The organism is Pedobacter sp. (genome assembly GCF_040513095.1).
Lineage (GTDB): Bacteria > Bacteroidota > Bacteroidia > Sphingobacteriales > Sphingobacteriaceae > Pedobacter.
Map to the genome: position 1 here is coordinate 22038 of NZ_JBEVDX010000144.1, position 18013 is coordinate 40050.

Annotated in this window: 18 protein-coding genes; 8 read left to right on the top strand and 10 right to left on the bottom strand. The window is 43.2% G+C overall.

Annotated features, from left to right (window positions below; translation table 11 throughout):
* Positions 1–98: 98 nt before the first annotated feature.
* Positions 99–347, bottom strand: a complete 249-nt coding sequence (locus ABWY16_RS16110; protein ID WP_353905678.1) for a hypothetical protein — start codon at positions 345–347, stop codon at positions 99–101.
* A gap of 144 nt (positions 348–491) precedes the next feature.
* On the opposite strand from ABWY16_RS16110, the gene ABWY16_RS16115 reads away from it, so the two are divergent.
* Positions 492–2351 carry an alpha-L-fucosidase gene (locus ABWY16_RS16115; protein WP_353905679.1) on the top strand — a complete coding sequence of 620 codons (1860 nt, stop codon included), beginning with the start codon at positions 492–494 and terminating at the stop codon, positions 2349–2351.
* 33 nt (positions 2352–2384) lie between these two features.
* Here the strand turns inward: ABWY16_RS16115 and ABWY16_RS16120 are convergent, their stop codons facing one another.
* The gene (locus tag ABWY16_RS16120; protein WP_353905680.1) at positions 2385–2984 is read right to left on the bottom strand and encodes an RNA polymerase sigma factor; all 600 of its coding nucleotides are present in this window, start codon (positions 2982–2984) and stop codon (positions 2385–2387) included.
* A 167-nt stretch (positions 2985–3151) separates the two neighbouring features.
* Between ABWY16_RS16120 and ABWY16_RS16125 the strand changes: the two genes are divergently transcribed.
* Positions 3152–4708 carry a protein adenylyltransferase SelO gene (locus ABWY16_RS16125; RefSeq protein ID WP_353905681.1) on the top strand — a complete coding sequence of 519 codons (1557 nt, stop codon included), beginning with the start codon at positions 3152–3154 and terminating at the stop codon, positions 4706–4708.
* 4 nt (positions 4709–4712) lie between these two features.
* Here the strand turns inward: ABWY16_RS16125 and ABWY16_RS16130 are convergent, their stop codons facing one another.
* From ABWY16_RS16130 to ABWY16_RS16140, 3 genes are all read right to left on the bottom strand, one after another.
* Entirely contained in the window at positions 4713–5693 is a 981-nt protein-coding gene (locus tag ABWY16_RS16130) for a 2-hydroxyacid dehydrogenase (RefSeq protein ID WP_353905682.1), read from the bottom strand.
* Positions 5694–5764: 71 nt separating this feature from the next.
* On the bottom strand, positions 5765–7195 hold the full coding sequence (gene dnaA / locus ABWY16_RS16135; RefSeq protein WP_353905683.1) for a chromosomal replication initiator protein DnaA: 1431 nt from the start codon (positions 7193–7195) through the stop codon (positions 5765–5767).
* A 482-nt stretch (positions 7196–7677) separates the two neighbouring features.
* On the bottom strand, positions 7678–8103 hold the full coding sequence (locus tag ABWY16_RS16140; RefSeq protein WP_502930998.1) for an organic hydroperoxide resistance protein: 426 nt from the start codon (positions 8101–8103) through the stop codon (positions 7678–7680).
* Between the two features lie 170 nt (positions 8104–8273).
* Here ABWY16_RS16140 and ABWY16_RS16145 point away from each other — a divergent pair, with 170 nt between their 5' ends.
* Positions 8274–8729: a ferritin-like domain-containing protein gene (locus tag ABWY16_RS16145; protein ID WP_353905684.1), complete on the top strand. Its 456-nt coding sequence runs from the start codon at positions 8274–8276 to the stop codon at positions 8727–8729.
* A gap of 96 nt (positions 8730–8825) precedes the next feature.
* Here the strand turns inward: ABWY16_RS16145 and fabV are convergent, their stop codons facing one another.
* From fabV to ABWY16_RS16160, 3 genes are read right to left on the bottom strand one after another with little or no spacing between them, the layout of a single operon-like run.
* The gene (gene fabV / locus ABWY16_RS16150) at positions 8826–10025 is read right to left on the bottom strand and encodes an enoyl-ACP reductase FabV (protein WP_353905685.1); all 1200 of its coding nucleotides are present in this window, start codon (positions 10023–10025) and stop codon (positions 8826–8828) included.
* Between the two features lie 38 nt (positions 10026–10063).
* The gene (locus ABWY16_RS16155; RefSeq protein WP_353905686.1) at positions 10064–11524 is read right to left on the bottom strand and encodes an aminoacyl-histidine dipeptidase; all 1461 of its coding nucleotides are present in this window, start codon (positions 11522–11524) and stop codon (positions 10064–10066) included.
* A 38-nt stretch (positions 11525–11562) separates the two neighbouring features.
* Positions 11563–12186: a phosphatase PAP2-related protein gene (locus ABWY16_RS16160; RefSeq protein ID WP_353905687.1), complete on the bottom strand. Its 624-nt coding sequence runs from the start codon at positions 12184–12186 to the stop codon at positions 11563–11565.
* A 121-nt stretch (positions 12187–12307) separates the two neighbouring features.
* Here ABWY16_RS16160 and ABWY16_RS16165 point away from each other — a divergent pair, with 121 nt between their 5' ends.
* On the top strand, positions 12308–13948 hold the full coding sequence (locus ABWY16_RS16165; protein WP_353905688.1) for a L,D-transpeptidase family protein: 1641 nt from the start codon (positions 12308–12310) through the stop codon (positions 13946–13948).
* Between the two features lie 70 nt (positions 13949–14018).
* Entirely contained in the window at positions 14019–14627 is a 609-nt protein-coding gene (locus ABWY16_RS16170) for a YciE/YciF ferroxidase family protein (RefSeq protein ID WP_502930999.1), read from the top strand.
* Between the two features lie 96 nt (positions 14628–14723).
* Here ABWY16_RS16170 and ABWY16_RS16175 read toward each other — a convergent pair whose 3' ends face one another.
* On the bottom strand, positions 14724–15191 hold the full coding sequence (locus tag ABWY16_RS16175; RefSeq protein ID WP_353905689.1) for a low affinity iron permease family protein: 468 nt from the start codon (positions 15189–15191) through the stop codon (positions 14724–14726).
* 100 nt (positions 15192–15291) lie between these two features.
* Here ABWY16_RS16175 and lspA point away from each other — a divergent pair, with 100 nt between their 5' ends.
* On the top strand, positions 15292–15792 hold the full coding sequence (lspA, locus tag ABWY16_RS16180; protein ID WP_353905690.1) for a signal peptidase II: 501 nt from the start codon (positions 15292–15294) through the stop codon (positions 15790–15792).
* Between the two features lie 4 nt (positions 15793–15796).
* Positions 15797–16459, top strand: coding sequence for a peptidylprolyl isomerase (locus ABWY16_RS16185; RefSeq protein WP_353905691.1), 663 nt, complete (start codon positions 15797–15799; stop codon positions 16457–16459).
* On the opposite strand, the gene ABWY16_RS16190 is transcribed toward ABWY16_RS16185, so the two are convergent.
* Positions 16448–17716 carry an ATP-binding protein gene (locus tag ABWY16_RS16190; protein WP_353905692.1) on the bottom strand — a complete coding sequence of 423 codons (1269 nt, stop codon included), beginning with the start codon at positions 17714–17716 and terminating at the stop codon, positions 16448–16450. The genes ABWY16_RS16185 and ABWY16_RS16190 overlap by 12 nt on opposite strands.
* Positions 17717–17844: 128 nt before the next feature.
* On the opposite strand from ABWY16_RS16190, the gene ABWY16_RS16195 reads away from it, so the two are divergent.
* Positions 17845–18003 (top strand): hypothetical protein, encoded by a 159-nt coding sequence (locus ABWY16_RS16195; protein ID WP_353905693.1) that lies wholly within the window; start codon positions 17845–17847, stop codon positions 18001–18003.
* The last annotated feature ends 10 nt before the right edge of the window (positions 18004–18013 follow it).

Genomic DNA, 18013 nt, shown 5'->3' on the forward strand with positions numbered 1-18013 from the left:
ATTATTTCATTTGTGTCTATATGACAACATACAAATGAAAAGGATTATTCATGATAAAGATTTCGGCACAAAGCTGACAAAAAGATGATAAATCAGGTTTAAGGTTTTGCAGGAACTGATTTGCCGGCACTTACACTATCAGTTCCCCTGTCGTTTCTGAACGAATGGGTGCTGTCAGCAGGTTTTACACTGGTATCGGAAAGAGAAGCAGTATCCGAAGCTGTGCTATCCGTCATTGTAGTGGTAGCCGCAGAATCAGCACCTGAAGTTTCTTTCTTGTTTCCACTGCAGGCGACAAAAATCATTCCCGCCATTGCCATAGTAATCAGAGTTTTAATGTTTTTCATAAGTTCATATTTGAGTTGGTTTAACAATTGCAAGATGAATAAGTTTTATTTACTTAAAGCAAGCTCCGGGCAGGCCGCAGCGAAAGTTGGGATAAATAGATAAAGAATTGTACTTTCGGAACGCTAAACCACCAAAACTATAAAATGAACATATTTAAAAGGAGTAACCTATTAATTATACCAGCAATCCTTGCCGCAGCTGCCGCTTCACAAGCACAAGTGAAGGCTCCCGCAGCTTATGGAGCACTGCCAAGCGCAAGACAGCTCAAATGGCAGGAAACAGAAATGTACTGTATCATTCATTTTACGCCAACAACCTTCCAGAACAAGGAATGGGGTTATGGCGATGCAGATCCCGCTATTTTCAACCCTTCAAAGTTTAATGCAGACCAGATTGTTGCTGCCGCGAAATCAGGAGGATTTAAAGGAATAGTATATGTTGCCAAACACCATGATGGATTTGCCTTATGGCCAACAAAAACATCCAAATACAATATCAGTGAAAGTCCCTGGAAAAACGGCAAGGGAGATATGGTCAGAGAGTTTCAGCTGGCAACAAAACAGGAAGGAATGAAATTCGGGATCTATTGCTCTCCATGGGACCGGAGCAATACTACTTACGGCAGTCCGGAATATGTGAACGTTTACCGCCAGCAGATTACCGAGCTGTACAGCAATTATGGCGACTTATTCATGAGCTGGCATGACGGTGCCAATGGTGGTGACGGTTTTTATGGCGGAAAGAACGAAAAGAGAAAAGTTGATCAGTCTTCTTATTACGACTGGATGAATACCTGGGCGATCACCAGAAAGCTGCAGCCCAATGCATCTATCTTTAGTGATATCGGACTCGATGTGCGCTGGGTTGGAAACGAAAAAGGACTTGCACCTGAAACAAGCTGGTCTACCATTACAATTAAAGGTAATGAGGGGAAAGCCCCGATGCCCGGATATATGGATGACTACAATCTTGGAAGCGGTACCCGGGGCGGCGAGAAATGGATTCCTTTTGAGGGCGACGTAGCACTGAGACCAGGATGGTTTTATCACCCTGAGCAGGATAACCAGTTAAAAACAACAGCACAGCTTTTTAATATCTATTGTAATTCTGTAGGACGCGGTGGAGCACTTGATCTTGGACTTTCCCCTACCACAGAAGGCATACTGCATCCTAATGATGTGGCCGCACTGGCTGCATTTGGCAAATACCTGAAAGAAGTTTTTAGCGTCAACCTGGCTAAACAAGCTAGCATCAGTGTTAGTAATGTGCGTGGAAAACAGCAAAAAGAATACGGTACAGCCAATTTAACAGATGCAGACCGTTACAGCTACTGGGCAACGGATGATAAAGTGCAGCAGGCAACAGTTAACCTCGATTTCAAAAAGCCAGTCACTTTCTCTATTATTCAGCTTCGTGAAAACATTAAACTTGGTCAGCGTATAGACAGTGTTGAAGTAGAAGCATTTAAGAACAACCAGTGGGTTAAACTTGCAAAAGCTACCAGCATTGGTGCCAACAGGATCATCCGCCTGGCTAAAGAAGAAAGCACAGCTAAAATCCGTATCCATATATATGCACCTGTAAGTATTGCCCTGAGTGAAATTGGCCTGTACCTGGCACCGGAAATCAAGGAAGTAACTGCAGCTAAAAACAACAATGTATACGATAAAACATCCTGGAAGGTGCTTAATGATAACAACTCTATCACCATTGATATGGGTTATCCCCTTAGCTTTTCGGCATTGAGTTACCTGCCGGAGCAGGAGAAATCATCTGCCGGTGCAATTCAAAAGTATGAGTTGCTGGTGAGTGAAGATGGCAGCACATGGAAAAGTATCAGCAGTGGTGAGTTCTCCAATATCGAAGCCAACCCTATCCTGCAGCGCATTGCATTACCGCAAAGCACTTCAGCCAGGTATATCAGACTGGTATCCAAACAGGCAGTTCCCGGAAATGGCGGCAAAGTCCAGCTTGGAGTTGGGCAAATAGAAGTTTATAAATAGGTAATAACAGTTAATAAATATGCTAAGATCAGGCTACACGAAATAACCCCGGAGTTCTTTTACAGCCAGCCTGATCTTAGATTTTACCGTCCCCAGGGGGATTTGCAGTTCATCCGATACTTCAGCCTGCGTATAGCCATGAAAGTATACCAGGTCAAGGATTTGTTTTTGTGATGCTGTAAGCACACACATCAGTTCCCTTACCCCTATTGAGTCCGTTCTGTCAGGTACATAATGATAACTATCAACCTGGCAAAAAACGCTGTCGATATCTTCATTTTTGGTGCTTTTCGAGAACGACTTCCCTCTCTTATAATCTATCGCAGAGTTACGTGCCAGCCTGGCCATCCAGGTAAAAAGTTTACCCTTCTCAGGATCAAATGTGTCGATCGATTTCCAGATCTTCACAAAGGAATCCTGTAAGATATCCTCAGCAATCTCTCTTGCAGGTACGACCCTGAGGATGATGCCCAATAAAGGAGAGGCATACAGCTGATACAATCGTCTGAAGGATATATTGTTACGCTCCTGAAGATCACGTACAAATTTTGCTTCGGCACATTGGTGACAATCTGGATTATCACAATGATTTGTAGTTACGGGAATAGTCTCAAGTTCTGCTAGCATCATCATATTAAATTATTAATTAATTTAACCGTAGTAAAAATAACAGCTCAGGATGTTATTACAAAAGGAATTTGCCGTTCATTCCATTCAATTTCACAGGGAAGAATAAATCTCTGATGCTGATTTGACAGTATCATAACCCTTCTCAATCAAATAGGCCTTATCTTCGTGCTATGGATAACTTGAGTACAAAAGCTTTCGAAAAAGTATATGTTTCAACCTTTGAGGGCGATCAGAGTGGAAATCTGCAGCCGAGACAAACTCCAGGTGTTATGTACAGTAAAGCGATTCCTACCCCTGTCCATCAACCAGCACTCCTGGCCTGGTCAGATGAACTTGCTGCTGAGTTAGGGATCAGTGAACCAAATGAACAGGACATTGCTATCCTTGGCGGAAACCTGGTTACCCCCAGCATGTACCCCTATGCTAACTGCTATGCCGGGCATCAGTTTGGTAACTGGGCAGGGCAGCTGGGCGACGGCCGTGCAATTACGCTTGGGGAATGGCCTTCCCCTTCAAAAGGAACCTTCGAACTGCAATTGAAAGGTGCAGGCCCTACGCCCTATTCACGCCGGGGCGACGGCCGTGCGGTTCTCCGTTCCTCTATCCGCGAATACCTGATGAGCGAAGCAATGTACTACCTTGGCATACCAACCACCAGGGCACTCGCTCTTGTAGCTACAGGCGACCAGGTTCTGCGCGACATGTTTTATGATGGCAGGACAGCCTACGAACCAGGTGCCATTGTGATGCGTACTGCTCCAAGCTTTTTACGCTTCGGAAGTTTCGAAATGCTGGCCGCAAGACAGGAAACTGCACAGCTGCAAAAACTTACAGACTGGACAATAGATCATTTCTATCCGCATATTACAGGCCCGGATAAAACCATTACATGGTTTAAAGAAGTGCTCGACAAAACAGCTGCCCTGATTGTTGAATGGCTTAGAGTGGGCTTTGTACATGGCGTCATGAATACAGATAATATGTCTGTCCTCGGTCTTACCATCGACTATGGCCCATATTCATTCCTGGACGACTACGATCCTAACTTCACACCCAACACAACAGATCTACCTGGCCGCAGATATGCTTTTGGCCGTCAGCATACTGTTGCCTATTGGAACCTGGGCTGCCTTGCAAGTGCAATAGCGCCGCTCTTTGAAAATACTGATGAACTGTCAGCTATACTCGAAGAATACAAAACAATCTACCTTTCCAAGTACTATACTATGATGGCTGCCAAACTGGGCCTCGATCAGTTAAAAGAAGCAGACCATCAGCTGATTGACGACCTGGAAGAAACGCTGGACAGGATTAAACCTGACATGACTATCTTTTTCCAGCTGCTGATCTCCCTGCCCGCTACCGCTGATAACGGAGAAGAAATTGTATCACATTTCCAGTCTTCATTTTACCAGGATCCCGATACAGCTTCGCTGGATAAGTTAATCCTCAGCATCCAAAGCTATCAGACCAGGATCGGAAACAATGCAATCACAGCTGCTGATTCAAAAGCAATAATGAAAGCCAGTAACCCGCGTTTTATCCTTAGAAATTACCTGCTTCACCAGGCAATTCAGGAAATGGAAAAAGGAGAAAACAGCCTCTTTCTTAAATTGCAGCAGGCCATGAAAACCCCTTATTCGGCAGACCATGACGAGTTCTTTAAACTCAGACCAGAATGGGCAGTAACGCAACCCGGCAGTTCTACGTTGTCCTGCAGTTCTTAAGCGCCTACAGCTGGTTCAGGTTTGAGCGCAGGCTCTCAGCATCTGTCAGATTTTGCAGGGTAGTCTCTGCAATCTCAGTAAGTGCTTCAGTAGTAAAGAATCCCTGATGTGCCGTGATCAGAACATTTGGAAAACTCATCAGCCGCAGGATCTGTTCGTCAGCAATCAGGCTTTCAGAAAGATCCCTGAAAAACAACTTGTCTTCCTGCTCATAAACATCTATACCAAGATATCCCAGTTTTCCTTGTTTGAGTGCTTCGATCGCAGCATTGCTGTCCAGGATTGCACCCCTGCTGGTATTGATCAGCATTACTCCATCCTTCATCTTCACAAAGCTTTCCTTATTTACCATATGCCTGGTCTGCTCATTGAGCGGACAGTGAATAGAAATAATAGCTGCTGAGGAAATCAGGGTGTCATAATCCGTCATCCGGATATAAGAAGGAACATCTTTGACTACAGGGTCATAGGCGTAAACTTCGGTTCCAAAACCCTGCATGATTTTAGCGAATGCCAGCCCAATCTGCCCCAGGCCAATGAGGCCTACCTTTTTACCATGCAGGTTAAAACCAATGAGGCGCTCGAGGGAGAAATTGCCTTCTCTGATCCTGTTGTAAGCTTTGTGCGTTTTACGGTTGAGTGTCATAATCATGGCAACAGCATGTTCTGCAACCGCTTCAGGCGAATATGAAGGTACCCTGAAGACATTTATATGCAGACTTTTAGCAGTTTCAAGGTCTACCTGATTGAATCCCGCGCAGCGTAAAACCAGGGTGGTAACGCCTGATTCATGAAGTACATGTAAAGTCGCTTTATCAACCACATCGTTCACAAATACACAAACCGCAGTACAACCGGCAGCAAGTATTGCAGTTTTTGCTGTTAAAGCTGGTTCCAGATACAGCAGGTTATGCCCGTATGCAGCATTTACCTGATCAAAGAATTGCCTGTCGTAAGACTGGGTACTAAAAATGGCGACTTTCATTAGCGGAGTTTTTTCTAAAGATAGGCTTTAGCAGGCTAATGAAACTGACGACGATCAGTGATTTAAATGATTTAGCTCATCTTAAGCTTTTTCTGGATATCTGTTACATATCCTTTGAATTTTTTATCGGTCTCAATCAGGTCCTCTACAGTCTGGCACGCATAGATCACGGTAGAATGGTCTCTGCCGCCATAAAATGCACCAATGCTTTTCAGTGAAGACTTGGTCAGGCTCTTGGATAGATACATGGAAATCTGACGGGCCTGCACGATCTCACGTTTACGGGTAGGAGATTTAACCATATCAACAGGAACCTCAAAGTACTCACAGACAAGTTTCTGGATGTAATCCATTGAAATCTCCTTGGTTGTATTTTTGATAAAGTTCTTCAGCATAGATTTAGCCAGGGAAAGGTCTATATCTTTTCTGTTCAGTGTGGACTGTGCAAGCAGGGAGACCATCGCCCCTTCCAGTTCACGTACATTGTTGTCAATATTGTTTGCCACATATTCCACTACCTCAGTAGGCAGTTCAATTCCGTCAGCATACATTTTTTTCCTGAGGATGGCGATCCGGGTTTCCAGATCAGGGATCTGAAGATCAGCAGAAAGCCCCCACTTAAAGCGGCTCAGCAAACGTTCTTCCAATCCAGACAAGTCTTTCGGTGGTTTATCAGAAGTAATAATGATCTGTTTCCCCGATTGGTGCAGGTGATTGAAAATATGGAAAAAGATGTCCTGTGTTTTTTCTTTGCCGGCAAAATTATGGACATCATCCATGATGATTACATCCATAGCCTGGTAAAAGTTCACAAAATCATTGATTGTATTGTTCTTTAACGATTCTACAAATTGCTGGCAGAATTTCTCGCAGGATACGAAGATCACCAGCTTATCAGGCAATGTACGTCTGATCTCATTTCCAATGGCCTGCGCAAGGTGAGTTTTTCCCAATCCCACCGCACCATAAATCATAAGTGGATTAAATGATGTCGCGCCGGGTTTGGCTGCCACAGCGAAGCCCGCAGAGCGCGCCAGGCGGTTGCAGTCTCCTTCAACATAACTATCAAAAGTATAATTGGTATTCAGTTGCGGATCTACATTTAGTTTTTTTAAACCCGGAATGATAAAAGGATTTTTGATGTCCTTATTTATAGATACAGGAACTGGCATAGACTGAATCTTAGAGGCTGCCCCATTGCCATTTGAAGGCATGCTTGTGGTATAGGGAGAGCCACTGTTTGATGACTGGTCAACTACTATATTATATTCAAGACGGCCTTCCTCGCCCATTTGCTGCTTCACTGTCTTGCGTAACAGTCCCACATAATGTTCTTCCAGCCATTCGTAAAAAAATAAACTCGGTACCTGTACGGTCAGTACATTGCCTTCCAGTTTTAATGCAGAGATAGGCTCGAACCAGGTTTTGAAACTCTGGACCGGGATATTATCCCTGATAATCTGGAGGCAATTATTCCATACTTCAGTACAAGTTTTTTCCATATTTCTTTAAATAAACTAGAGCTTTTAGATATAAATAACGGCCTGTTATGCCATCGTTTTGGGAGGGCGAAGATCCAAAAAATTACTAACAAAAAAAGATTAAATTTCATCTATTTCGTAAGTCGTTAACAGGCAAACTCATACAATCCATAAATTTGAAATTTCTGTTAATAACTTATAAACAACGGGAAAGTGGTGTGCATAAGTATGTGTATAAACATACAGAAAGCAGCTAAGTCATCATAGTTCTGACATACAGAGAACAGTTCCACCCTGTATTGGTAATAATACCCTTCAGCACCTGAAACCTGAGAACGACAAATTGTCATTCTTTTCGCATTGATATAAACAGTATAAATTACTGATTATTAAATCAATATATTTTAATGACAAATTTGATTAACTCTATCAAAGCAATGACAGAGTTAATCTTGATGTTATTTTTAAGCTGTCATCCCCTATAACGAGGAGATGATTACTGCTTAGACGATCTCCAGTTCAACTTCTACATTTCCGCGGGTAGCGTTTGAATAAGGACAAACCTGATGCGCCTTTTCTGCCAGTGATTGCGCCACTTCAGGTGTCACACCCGGAATAGAAATCTGCAGCTTGACAGCCAGTCCGAAGCCACCGCTGCCAGTCTTTCCAATGCTCACATGTGCGGTCACTGTAGTCTCTCCGGCTTCAACTTTACCAGTCCTGATCACTAAGCTCAAAGCGCTGTCAAAACACGCTGCATAACCCGCTGCAAAAAGCTGCTCAGGGTTACTGTATGCTCCGCCCCCACCGCCAAGTTCCTTAGGTGTTCTTACTTCAAGATCCAGAACACCGTCTGATGATTTCACATGTCCGTTTCTACCACCCGTAGCCAATGCTTCTGCTGTATATAATTTCTCTATTTTTTCCATGGTGTTTGAACATACAAATTGAGACTATGTTTTGATTAAAAGTAATATGATGTGGTTATGACAGCATTTTTTTAATCAGATACGCGAAGCTTGCCGAATGGAAAATTCTAAAACTATTTTCAAACGCGCCGGTTATATACAAGTAAAATTTAATTTAATACCATCTACCTATGGAAACCAATAAAGAAATTATAAGCGATTTAAAAGACCTGTTGTCAATTGTTAACGACGGGAAAGAAGGATACGAATCCTCGGCCGAGGCTACAGAAAAAATCGAACTGCAGGGTGTATTTTTAAAATATGCTGCGCAGCGTGCTGCTTATGCAGAAGAGTTGAGAGCCCATATCGCTACACATGGTGGTGATGCCGACAATGAAAGCGGTGGTGTTCTTGGTGCATTGCACCGCACCTGGATTGACATCAAACAGGCACTGAGCAGTAAAGAAGATTTAGCTATCCTGGAAGCAATTGTTACAGGCGAAAAAGCTGCTATTGAAAAATATGATGAATATATCAGCGATTATACAGATCACGCTGATCATATTGACTTGTTGAAAAAACAAAGAGCAGGCGTACTTGAAGGATTGAAGGAAATTGAAACTTTAGCACTTCAGCACAAAGCCTAATCACAAAAAGTAATAACTAAAGAAGCCGTATCAGTAAAAACTGATACGGCTTCTTTGTTTAAAGATATAAGCACAGCTGTGCCCCAATGACGGGGTTTAGGCTTTGTTGGACAATCCAGGTATTTCTACCATCTCATCCGCTTCTGCATCGTAATCCACACCGGCAACGTCAAATCCGAATAAATTCAGGAAATCTTTTTTGTAACCAGGAAGGTCTCCGATTTCAGGAAGGGTATCTGTATCGGATTCTGCCCATAGTTTTGCCACTTCTTCCTGTACATCATCACGCATTTCCCAATCGTCAACACGGATTCTGCCTTTTTCATCAGTTGCTATTTCTGCACCTGAATACAACCTTTCCTGGAAAAGGCGTTGCATTTGTTCGATACAGCCTTCATGCAGACCAGCATCTTTCATTACTTTATACAGCAACGAAATGTACAACGGTATTACCGGGATGGCAGAACTTGACTGCGTTACCAGGGCTTTGTTTACTGAAACATAAGCCTTGCCGTCCAGATCTTTCAGTTTTTCAGTAATCTCGAAAGCAGTAGCTTCAAGATTGTCCTTGGCACGACCAATTGTTCCATTGCGGTATACAGCTTCAGTGATTGCAGGGCCGATATAAGAATAAGCTACAGTTGTTGCTCCCTGTGCAAGTACGCCTGCGGCTTTCAGGTCTTCAATCCAGTATCCCCAGTCTTCGCCACCCATTACAGCAACAGTGTTTTCTATTTCTTCTTCATTGGCAGGCTGAATAGAGATATCAGTTACCAGGCCTGTATGAAAATCAACAGTTTTATTGGTAAAAACCTGTCCGATCGGTTTCAGTACCGAATTGTATACTACACCTGTTTTAGGGTGCGTCCTGCGCGGAGAGGCAAGGCTGTAAATCACCAGGTCAATCTGCCCAAGGTCAGCTTTGATCAGGTCAATTACCTGCTTTTTGATGTCATCAGAAAAAGCATCGCCATTGATACTCTTGGCATACAAACCTGCTTCGTTAGCCTTCGCTTCAAAAGCAGCAGTATTATACCATCCTGCCGAAGCAGTTTTACCCGGAGCAGGAGGTTTCTCAAAGTACACACCTACAGTAGATGCATCTGATCCAAATGCGGCAGTAATTCTTGATGCCAGTCCAAATCCTGTGGATGAACCAATAACCAACACGCGTTTGGGGCCATTGATAGCTCCTTTTGATTTGACGTGGTTAATTTGATTGACAATATTTTGCTCACATCCTTTTGGATGGGCAGTCAGGCAGATAAATCCACGTATTCTTGGTGCAATAATCATATTCTATATTTAAAGAGGCCTAAAATAGCAATTCTTTTTTATTTATCCTCTTTTGGAATTTCTTTCAGGACCGCTAAAAGATAGCTCCAGAATTTTTTAACCGAGGAGATCTGTACCCTTTCATCCGGGGAATGTGCCCCCCTGATGGTTGGCCCAAAGGATATCATATCCGTTCCCGGAAGGTGAGCGCCAAGGATACCGCATTCCAGACCGGCGTGACAAGCCTCCACTCTTGGAGATTTACCGAAGGCCTGCTGGTATAACCCTGTCATCAGTCTGAGGATTGCAGAATCCGGATCAGGTTTCCAGCCCGGGTAGTCCCCACCCTGCTGCACATCACATCCCATATTTTCAAATGCAGCGCTAACTGCGTTGGATACATCAGCTTTGGTACTTTCAACACTGCTGCGCTGTAAGGACTGGGTGATAAATTCTCCGTCTTTGATGATCACTCTTGCCAGGTTGGTAGACGCTTCTACCAGGTCCTTAATGTCAGGACTCATTCTGAACACTCCGTTAGGAACGGCATAGATAGCATTAACGATCTTTTTAAAATCTACAAACGTCATTACCCTGGATGGCAGGGCAGTTTCTTCGAGGGTGATCTGTAATGCGGGTTCTGCAGTATGGTATTCATCAGCAAGTACCTCGCGGAACTGTTTCAGCAGCAGGACAAACAACTCTTTCTGACCATAGGGCACCACAATTACAGCGGCAGACTCCCTTGGGATCGCATTCCGGAGGCTTCCGCCATCCACACTGTGTAATTGTATATTCACAGTTTGCGACAGGGTATAGAACAACCTGTTCATGAGCTTGTTCGCATTGGCCCTGCCCTTATGGATATCCATGCCCGAATGCCCGCCAAGCAGTCCTTTGATTTTGAGCTGAAAGGCCGTACCCTGAGCATCGGCTGGCTCCTGCCGGTAGTGGTAACGTGTGTTGGTATCTATTCCTCCGGCACAGCCGATGGTCAGTTCATCATCTTCTTCAGTGTCCAGGTTCAGTAAAATACTACCACTGAAGTTCGCAGGATCAAGTTGCTTTGCACCTGTCATCCCGGTTTCTTCATCAATAGTAAACATCGCCTCCAGAGCGGGATGTTCAATAGTTTCAGAAGCGAGAACAGCCATAATCGTAGCCACTCCAATACCATTATCGGCACCCAGCGTAGTACCCTGCGCCTTTACCCAGTCGCCATCTACGAACATAGCTATGCCCTGTTCATCAAAATTAAAATCTATATCACTGTTTTTCTGGTGTACCATATCCAGGTGAGATTGCAAAATCACTGTTTTACGATCTTCCATGCCCGGAGTGGCAGCTTTCTTAATAACCACATTTCCTATGGAATCTTTAATTGTTTCCAGTCCAAGCTTCTGGCCAAAGCCAAGCATAAAGGCAATCACCTGTTCCTCTTTTTTTGAGGCCCGCGGAACTGCATTCAGCTGAACGAAATTTTGCCAGAGATCCTGAGGTTCTAAATTGTTGACTTCCATTAATTGTATGAATAAGCCGCCAAAATAGCGATTATCGTTTAAATCCGGGCAATCGTTTTTCCCATGTACCAGAAGAAATAACTAAAAACAGGGGCTGCAAGCACGTCTGCGGTGTAATGCACATGCTGAATAAGCAGCAGTATACCCAATACTGCTGTAGCACAGAAAATGATTATCTTTTCCCTTTTATTCTCCAGGCAGAGGCCGACCAGGAAGAGCGTTGCGGTGTGTCCTGAGAAAAACAGGTCCTTAGTGATCATATTTGATCCGTAGAAAATGACAGAAAACGGATCGGTCATGTGTACCAGCTGTTTCGGCGCCTCCAGCGGGATCAGTGAAATGGTTAGCATCCTTATCAGACAGAGGAAGATATAACCCCATAACGCTGTAATACAAAGTGTGGTATTTTTTCTTACCCTCAGGAAAAACAATCCTGAAGCCGGATAAAGCACCAGGAAAATGTAAACCGAAACATCATGTGCAGGAAGAATCTCCAATACCCGGTCATGCACCAGGATCCCGTTTGTTCTGCTTTGTACAAACACGAAAAAATCCTGTAAATAATAGACAATCAGGCCCATCAGTAGAATGCCTGAGATCAGTTTCACTCTAAAAGCAGGATAATCCCAGGCAAAACGCCAGGTCAACTGTTTAGTATGCATGAATATGGTTAATTGATATTGTGGGAACAAATATAATATTTGATTCCCGGCCACACCTATTTTGGGAATTAAATTGTCATTAAAATACAAAATAATAAGTGTTTAGCCGTATATTGAGCTGATGACGCTTAATCCGAAAAAACGCTTTGCTTCTCCGGCAGGAATTATATTTCTGTCATTTTTGTTTGCTGCATTTTTAACGCAGTGCCAGCGTAAAGAAGTTAAAGTACCACGTGATAACACCATAACTCCGGTAAATGCCATTACCAAACTAGCTGTAGACAGTCTGCAGATGGAAGACTACATCGCCACTCATGAATTGGAGGACAGCTCTGCAAACCGACTGAGAAACTTTTATAACAGCAGGAATTTCCAGTTTGCATGGGTAGCTGAAAAAGGCCTTGCGGAACAGGCCCGGGTATTTTATGAACTCGACCGGAAATATATTTCTTCGACCCGCGATAGTACCGATGCCGACCAGGCCCTGCACCAGCAACTGGGATTGCTCATCAATAAAGACACACTGATCAAAACAGCAAGCCCTGAACTGATTACCCTTGAGCTTTCCCTTACACAGCATTTTTTTAATTTTGTTTCTTATGCCTACGGAGGGAAACTTGACCCGGCAGCACTGCAATGGTATATCCCCAGGAAAAAATTAGACGCTGTTGCGCTGCTGGATTCTCTGGTCGCAAAAAAAGGAAAGGGTATTGAAAACTGGGAGCCTGTAAACAGGTATTATAAAACCCTGAATAAAGAACTGCTGCGCTGGTATGGCATTCAGCAGAAAGGCGCCTGGGAGAAGATCAGTCCCGGCAGGAATAAGATATACCATCCTGGAGATACAGGGATATTCATAACCAAAATCAAACAGCGTCTTGCAGACTTTGGAGATCTTTCTCCGGGGGATACCACCGCGATTTTCAACGCAGCACTAACAACGGCCGTAAAAAAGGCACAGAAACAATTTGGGGCCTTGCAGAGCGGCAGGATAGATCAAAACCTGATCAATGCCCTTAATGTTCCGGCCGAAGCACGAATTCAGCAAATGATCATCAACCTGGAGCGGATGAAATGGACACCACTGATCCCTGAAAGCAAATTTATCCTCGTGAATATCCCTGAATATAAACTTCATGTCTTTGAAGCAAACAAGGAAGTACTGAACATGGGTATTGTGGTTGGAAAGGCCGCAAACAAGACAGTAATCTTTAGCAATGAGTTAAAGAATATTGTGTTTAGCCCCTACTGGAATATCCCTCCCAGCATTGTCCGCACAGAAATCCTGCCCGAAATGCGAAGGAACCGCAATTATCTGTCACAAAAGAACATGGAACAGTACGGCACCAGCGAGGGGCTTCCCCAGATCAGGCAAAAACCTGGTAATGCAAATTCTCTGGGAAGGGTAAAATTCCTTTTCCCGAACAGTTATAATATCTATCTGCATGATACTCCTGCCAAATCATTGTTTGCAGAAGAAAAACGCGCTTTTAGCCACGGCTGTATCCGTCTTGCTCAGCCAAAGAAACTGGCAGAATACCTGCTGGCAGATCGTCCTGAGTGGACCACTGAAAAAATTGAGCAGGCAATGAATAAAAAGACAGAAGTATGGGTTAACATGAAGCAGCCCGTACCTGTGTTTATTACCTATTTTACTTCATGGGTGGATAAAGACGGCCTGCTGAATTTCAGGGAGGATCTCTATGGCCACGACAAGCTGATGGCCGGACAAATGTTTAAAACAGCAGAAACGAAAAAATAACAAACATTTCGATTACAGCAGGGTTATAAGTTCACATCTTGAAAAACAAACAATTAAAAGATATCAACCTATGGCAACTACAGTAAAAAAAACACCGGCAAAAGCAACAGCAAAATCAACTCCGGCAAAAGCAACTCCGGCAAAAGCAAGTACGGCAAAACCTGTAAGCAACACAGGTAAAATGGAGAATTCAGAATTTCATGAATTTTTTGTTGACGAATTAAAAGACATTTACTGGGCTGAGAAACACCTGGTAAAAGCACTTCCAAAAATGAAAAAAGCAGCTACCAGTCCTGAACTGGCTGCAGCATTTGAAAAACATACACAGGAAACCCAGACACATATTGAAACCCTGGAGCAGGTATTCGCCTTACTGGACGAAAAAGCTGCTGCAAAAAAGTGTGATGCAATGGCTGGTTTGCTTGAAGAAGCAGATGGCATTATTTCTGAAACTGAAAAAGGTACCCTGATCAGGGATGCAGGATTGATTCTGGCAGCACAAAAAGTAGAACATTATGAAATTGCTACTTACGGAACGCTGAAAACCTTTGCAGAAAACATGGGCCATACTGATGTAGCGGACCTGCTGGCACAAACATTAGAAAATGAAAAGGCAACTGATGAGGCCTTAACAGGTATCGCAGAGAACTTTGTAAATGAGCAGGCTGCAGCAGAATAAGCTGATCAGCACACATCACCAATAAAAATCCCCCGTTTTCCATCTCCCCCGCCCTTTATGGGCTTAAGAGATGGAAAACGGGGTTTTTTGTAAGGGTTATTTTTTCAGCTCAGCTTTTCGGCGCACATTTAACTTACTTTCCTGCAAATCCTCAGCTGCATCTATAGAGTGAGAATTGTGGATATCATCATCCTCTTCAGATATATCAGACAAACGCTGATAATATTTATGCAATACATCCAGCTCTGCCTCTGTCAGGTCTTCTATATCAACCATACGGTTACTGGCATGCCTGCTTGCGGCTATAAGTTCGTTTAATTTCAGCTGTATAGCTTTAGAATCCTTATTCTGCGATTTTTGTATCAAAAACACCATCAGGAAAGTGATTATGGTGGTGCCTGTATTGATCACCAGCTGCCAGGTGTCTGAGTATTTAAAAACCGGCCCTGTGATACCCCAGATCACGATGACTGCAAATGCAATTCCAAATGCGGCTGAACTTCCTGTCCAGCAGGTAATTTTTGTAGCCATCGTTTCGAAAAACGAATCTTTCTTTTTTTTCATATGTCATGATATATTGATGTGCCAATAACAACAATAGGGGGCTTGTGTTTGAGATTATTATTTGGAAATTATCAGCAAAAGACTTTATGTTTACAGTACAATGAACCACACATTAAGAAACATATGCATTTTACTGCTGATATTCACCAATGCAGGCTGCGACCAGGCAACCAAGCGTGCTGCCAGAATGAACATCGGATATTACGAAAGCATTGATGTGATCGGAAAGTATTTGATACTCACCAAAACGGAAAATTCCGGTGCCTTCCTGAGTACGGGCGACTCACTTGATGGCACTGTAAAATTTGTTTTACTATCCCTGCTTCCGCTCCTTATACTTGGTTACGGTATCTATTATCTGCTCTCAAATCCCCGGCTGCCCAGGTTGCTGGTGCTGGGTATCAGCTTTGTAATTGGCGGCGGACTGGGTAACCTGTATGACAGGCTGCTTTATGGTTCTGTAACAGACTTTCTGCATATAGACTTTTATGCTTTTAAAACCGGCATCTTTAATCTCGCGGATGTGTCAATCATGGCAGGCATGATCATGATTGTTATCAACCTGTATTTCAAACGTAGCTCTGCCCCATTAACAGAATAAACAAATGAAAACATTTTACCTCAGTTTTTTCCTTCTGGCTCTCGCCTTCTCCGCTGCTGCACAAAGCAGTTATGTGCAGCTATCAACCAGTAAAGGCAACATCATTGTCGTGTTATACGATGAAACCCCTAAACACCGCGACAACTTTTTAAAGGCGATCAGAACCGGTACCTTCAGGGATCAGGAGTTCAACAGGGTAATTAAAGGATTTGTGAGCCAGGGAGGTGAATTGGATGAAACTATACTGGACCGGGAAAAACTCCATCCTGAAGTACCGCTGCAGCGTATAGCAGCAGAAATCAGACCTCAGTTCTTTCACAAAAAAGGAGCGCTTGGTGCAGGCAGAAATGACAACCCTGAAAAGAGCTCCTACCTTGATCAGATTTACCTGGTTGAAGGAAAAAAACAAACCGATGCAGCGCTTGACCTCATTGAAAAGAAAACAGGTCGTCATTTTTCCGCAGCGCAGCGGGATACCTATAAAACAATTGGGGGGACCCCAGGGCTTGACGGAGACTATACAATTTTTGGAGAGGTCGTAAGCGGGCTGTCTGTTGCAGAAGCCATCAATGCTGTTCCTGCAGGCGTAAACGACCGCCCCCGCAGCCCGGTAACTTTTAAACTCCATATCTTAAGCAAAAAAGAGATAAAAGCCTTAGCCCATTAAAATCATATTCAATTCTGCTTTTTCTTCTTCCTCCATCTCCACTATACTTCCCAGCACCGGCATCATCTGCTGGCGTTGGTCAGAAGCGAGTATCATATCCAGTAAGGATACTATAGTTTTCTTCTGATCAATACTCAGGTTACTAAACAGCTTTGGCTGAATTTCGTAAATTGTTTTTATCAGATTTGACAGGTCATTTTTATTCTTGTCGCCCAGGGCATGATCAGCCAGCTTTGCAATTACTCCCTCTTTCTCAAAGCGCTCCAGCAATTTCGAAGAATACTCTTTAAGAAAAACCTTTCTTTTTGCCCTGAGCAGTTCATTTACCTTTTTCAAAAGGAATTTAAACTCGGGAGAAGTTTTAGAGCGCTGGTACAGCTTCACCTGTGTATCCAGTTCTGAACCGCTGAAATCAAAGTCAGTAAAAAATTCACTCTGTATGTAAACGCTGTGAAAATATTCGTCGGCCTTTTTGTTCAAGGTAGTATACTCCTTGTGCATTTCTTCATTTTTTTCGTTGATGAAATACGCTTTGGAAAGTTCTTTATGTAAGGATTCTTTCCATTGCACAAACTTGAGTTTAAATACAGTGTTAGTCTCATCATATCTGATGAGCAGGTCTTCTTCGTAATCCTGGATATAACCCGTGTAATCCAGTTTTTCACCATTGACAAGAATAGTATAGCCGCTCTTTTTATTCAATTCCAGGAACCAGCAGAATTCGGCCTTCAGGTAAGGAATGATTTCCTGTTCCAGATCCTCAGCAGAGATCTTTAGGTTCGAAAAGATCACGCGGGTACCCGCTTTATTATTGAGCGGCATATCCAGCAGGCCCGCCTGGTAATTATTCAGCGCATGCACGCCGATGCTGATCCTTCCGCTTTTTAAGGATCCCCGCTGCAAAAATGTAGTCCGCCACTCGGCATCATTGGCAAACTTGAAAAAGGTTAACCTCCCTACCCCATTTTTACCATGCATTACCGACCTGTTTTTATTCAGTGGCAGCTGCAAAGCCTTTTCTGATTCAAAGAAAGGCTCAAACTTAATGCTCAGGTTATCGAAATTGATCCCATGGCCATCATCAGCAATTTCCAAACCATCAACAAAGCCGAGTTCATTTGCGGCATAACTTATCTCTACCGTCCTGGCATTTGCATCAAACCCGTTCCATACGTATTCTGCCAGCGCCTGTTTCTCATTGTAATTACGAAGGACCTTCTGAATACCGTTGGAAGTGATGTTTACATTGTTTGCCATAAAGAAAAGAGATAAAAAAATCAGTATAAAACTAGCAAATAATATGCACAAATGTCCCCATTTTTCATTCTCTGAAACAATTTGCTGTTACACAGGTTATCAATCGTTAAACATGTAGAAACAATACTATGGCAACCTTAAATGTACAACCTAAAAATAAAAGCCTCTGGTGGCTTTGGCTGATTATTATCCTGGTGGGTATGGCAATCGTATATTTTGCGATCCACAAGGACGACCACAAAACTTCAGATAAAATAGTAAGTGATTCAACTGCAACAGCACCTTAAAAAAAATTTT